The sequence below is a fragment of the Mesorhizobium sp. M7A.T.Ca.US.000.02.2.1 genome, assembly GCF_003996995.1.
GTDB lineage: Bacteria > Pseudomonadota > Alphaproteobacteria > Rhizobiales > Rhizobiaceae > Mesorhizobium.
The window spans coordinates 1-3,806 of record NZ_RZTT01000505.1 but is presented as its reverse complement, the minus strand read 5'-3'; the positions used below and the strand labels follow the sequence as shown (position 1 = coordinate 3,806).

The 3,806-nt window shown below is 59.5% G+C and carries 4 protein-coding genes and 1 pseudogene; 3 read left to right on the top strand and 2 right to left on the bottom strand.

Going from position 1 to position 3,806, the window contains the following annotated elements; translation table 11 throughout:
- Both EOD15_RS30385 and EOD15_RS30380 read left to right on the top strand, forming a co-directional pair.
- Positions 1-342, top strand: a pseudogene (locus EOD15_RS30385) (pyridoxal-phosphate dependent enzyme); the annotation flags it as partial.
- Positions 342-1,085: an alanyl-tRNA editing protein gene (locus EOD15_RS30380; RefSeq protein ID WP_127322971.1), complete on the top strand. Its 744-nt coding sequence runs from the start codon at positions 342-344 to the stop codon at positions 1,083-1,085. The pseudogene EOD15_RS30385 and the gene EOD15_RS30380, both read left to right, overlap by 1 nt.
- A 51-nt stretch (positions 1,086-1,136) precedes the next feature.
- On the opposite strand, the gene EOD15_RS30375 is transcribed toward EOD15_RS30380, so the two are convergent.
- Positions 1,137-2,000, bottom strand: a complete 864-nt coding sequence (locus EOD15_RS30375; protein WP_185929120.1) for an alpha/beta hydrolase — start codon at positions 1,998-2,000, stop codon at positions 1,137-1,139.
- 45 nt (positions 2,001-2,045) lie between these two features.
- Positions 2,046-2,975, bottom strand: a complete 930-nt coding sequence (locus EOD15_RS30370; protein WP_127381183.1) for an Lpg1974 family pore-forming outer membrane protein — start codon at positions 2,973-2,975, stop codon at positions 2,046-2,048.
- Between the two features lie 220 nt (positions 2,976-3,195).
- Here EOD15_RS30370 and EOD15_RS30365 point away from each other — a divergent pair.
- A partial coding sequence (locus EOD15_RS30365; RefSeq protein WP_148129711.1) for a hypothetical protein occupies positions 3,196-3,806 on the top strand: 611 nt, incomplete at its 3' end.

The following is a 3,806-nucleotide window of genomic DNA, read 5'->3' as shown; positions in this document are numbered from 1 at the left end:
GAAGGCATCGGGCAGGGGCCCATCACCGCCAATCTCGAAGGGTTCACGCCGGATTTTTCATTCCAGATCCCCGATGAGGATGCGCTGCCGATCGTCTTCGACCTGATCCAGGAAGAGGGCCTTTGCGTCGGCGGCTCGACCGGTATCAACATAGCCGGCGCGATCCGTCTGGCCAGGGAACTAGGCCCGGGCCACACCATCGTGACCATTCTTTGTGACTATGGCACGCGCTATCAATCAAAACTGTTCAACCCGGAATTCCTGCGCGAAAAGCAGCTGCCGGTGCCAGGCTGGATGGAACTGAAGAGCACAATTCCGGTGCCGTTCGAAAAGGTCGCGTGATGGCAAACAGGACGGAAGCCCTGTTTCGCGACGATGCCTATCTGCGGACGGCGGACGCAACTGTCGTTGCCGTCAACGATCGCGGCGGTATCATCCTCGACCGGACGATCTTCTACGCCACGTCGGGCGGCCAACCGGGCGATACCGGGTATCTCGAACGCGGCGACGGCAGCCGTATCGTCATTGCCGCCACCCTCACCGGTGAGACCAAGGACGAGATCATACACGTGCCAGCGCCGGAGCAGGCGGTTCCGCAGCCAGGCGAGGCGCTGCGGCTGGCGATCGACTGGGAGCGGCGGTATCTCCTGATGCGCATGCACGCGGCTTGCCATTTGCTCACCGTCGTCTGCCCGTTCCTGATCACCGGTGCCTCGGTTTCCGAGGACGACAGCCGTGTCGACTTCGACGCTCCGGATGCCGGCTTCACCAAGGAGGACGTCACTGCCGGGCTGATGGACCTGGTGCGGGCCGATCATCCGATCTTTGTCAGGCTGATCAGTGACGAAGACCTGGCCGCCAATCCCGGCCTGGTGAAATCCAAGAACGTCCGGCCGCCGGTGGGCACAGGCAAGATCCGCCTGGTCTGTATCGGCGACAACGCTTCGGTGGACAGCCAGCCCTGCGGCGGCACCCATGTGAAAAGCACCGCCGAAGTCGGCGAAATCCACATCGGCAAGATCGAGAAGAAGGGCCGCGAGAACCGGCGCTTCCGCATCCGCTTTGGACCGATGCCGGCAAACTGAAATCAGATTGCGGTCGGCCTTGCACAATTCTTCGCTCGGTCGTGAGACACCTTACGCAAGGTGGCGGAAACCGGAAAGCGGTCTCTCCACCCAGGCTTCAATCTGCTCGGTGACGAACTTGGCTGCCTGATGGTGGATGAAGTGACCAGCGCCGGGCAGAGCGACCAGCGTGGTCACATTGTCGACCTCACGAAAGGTGCCATCGAAAGCGCTGACCGGAACATAGGGATCGTCGGTGCCAAACAGGACCAGGGTCGGGGCCTTGACGAGTGGCAGTTGCCCCAGGCTCGGCACTTTGCCGAGCGGAATGTTAGCCCTGTAATAACCAAGCATTGCTTCCGGACTGGATCGCCGCAGCGATTCCGTCAGCGCCTGCCTGTCTCGCGGATCGGCGACCCAGGTTGCGAGTTCGTCGATATTCAGCATCTGGGCTGCGCCGGGCACCTGGAAGCTGCGTATGTACGCGATCATCTCGGCGTTGGACGGGTCGGCAATGGCGTTCAGATGATTACGTGGGTGCGGCGTCGACAGCAGGACGAGATGGCGCACGACTTGCGGCGCGCGTATAGCCAGCCACCATGCAATGATGCCGCCCCAGTCGTGGCCGACAATGGCGGCCTGGGTCAGCTTTTCCGCTGCGAGAACGGCTAGCACATCGTTGACCAGGTTCGTCAGCACATAGTTGCCGTAGCCCTGCGGCGCATCGCTTTGCCCAAAGCCCCGTAGGTCGGGCGCGATCACGCGGTAGCGGCCACAAAGCGCCTCCAATTGCCGGCGCCAACCCATCCCGTGATCCGGAAAGCCGTGCAGAAACACAATCGGCGGGCCTGAGCCCGCCGCCGTGTATTGCAGTCTGACGTTGCCGTTGACGGCAACTCTGGATTCGAATGCCACTTCCTGTTCCGTCAATTGCAATCCACTTGACGCAGTAGTCCGAGCCAGGAGGCTCGAATTGCTGGTCTACATCTTGACTTCAAGGCGCAGGAACGGCCCGTTGAACGTCTGGGTGCTCTTGTCGGACAGCTCCAGCAGATTGTGCCACTGCTCGACCCGGTAGCCCGCGGTGAACGTCGTGTTATCCCACGGCCTGAAGGTCACGCCACCGGAAAGATCAATATTCGTCACAACCTCGCTGGAATGCTGGCTTGCGCTGACATCGACGGGCAAGTCGGGCGTGGGATCAGACGGATCGGTCACTTCTGCATGCAAGCTGATCTTGTCCGTCCGGCGGCCCCACATGGCCGAGCCGGAAACGGCCCCGGTCAGACCCCATGTTTCGCCCAACGGATAATATACTTCAGCCCCGACGCGCGGGCCGATGCCGTAGAATTCGGACGAGCCAAGCTTGTCGGCGCTACCAGCCTTGTCCGTCGTCGGATCAGTCGGGGTAACCCCCTGGTGAAGGTTCAGCTTTTCTTTCGCGTGCAGCAAGCGCAGGCCTCCGAAGAAGCGGATATCGGCGCTTTGCGCCTGAACGTGCTTGCCGATGTCGAAGTCCAGCGTCTGGAAATTGTAGCTGTTGCCGAAGGATAGGTCGACGGTACCACTACCTGTGGGAACATTAAAACCGAAGTCGTTGTCCTGTCCGGCGTGGAAGGCACCGGCAAGCCGCCAGTCGACATCCGCAGAAATCGCTTTGGTCAGCGCGACCGACCCATAGAGATCACCAAAGCCGTTGTTTTCACCCAACTTGTCGCTGCTGTCGCCAAGCTTATCGACGTTGGACTGATAGACAGCGCCTTCGAAGGCAATCTTGATGCGGGAATCGACCACTGCCGGATCAGTTACCTGCGCATCGGCGGCATGAGCCGCGACCACACCAACAGATGTCACTGAAGCAGCAGACGCAGCAACAGTAGCAAGAAGCTTGCCTGAAACGTGATTTCTCATTTTTCCCCGCCTGGAATCAAACTGGATAGTTATTAGCCCATTCGCACATTACCGCAGCGGTACCTCGCGAGATAGCTGCTATAATCATTTAAGCAGGCAGTGTTACGCGTTTGCCACAGATGACTTTTTCTCTCTGCGAATCAAATAAGATAGCGGAAAATTTTGTGGTCGAAATGTCAGCACAACGCCTGCGGCGTTCGGGGTTGCAAGGGCAGCATTGATGGATGATCAGACGCGAATCGAAGGCGTTCTCAACAACCTCGTCTACGTGCTTTTTGCTCAAAGCGGGCAGATGGAAACGAATGGAAAGGCCGGCAACCTGGGCAACGTGATTGTCTTCGACAATCCGGAAGCAGTTGACGTCATCGTCAAGGCGCCAGAACTCTTCCGCAAGAACTTCTCACTGATTTCGGCACTCGGTTTCAGCCGCTTCAACACCAATGGCGAGGATTGGTCGGTCCGGCGCGCCATAACCCAGGACACGTACCTGATGGCGGCCAGGCCGGCGCAGCAGTACCCCATGGCAGAACTCTACACCGCCGTTCTTGCCGAGAGCGACCCAACGCTGCCTTCCATCCAGCAAGCTTTGTTCTCGGCATCGATGACGATATTTTATCGGGCTTTCGGCCTGGTGCCCGATATGGATGCGACGCTCTTGCTGCTCGACAGGGTCCGCGATGTGCTGAGGCGCCTCCAATATTATTCCTGGGTGTCGCCGACGAGCTCCGAGCGTGCGAATGTTATCCAAGAGGCCCGCACGATGGTTGCCGATTTCACATCTCTGCTGATGGCGGATCCCCGGGCCGCCGCTGAAATGGACCGCTTCAGGGG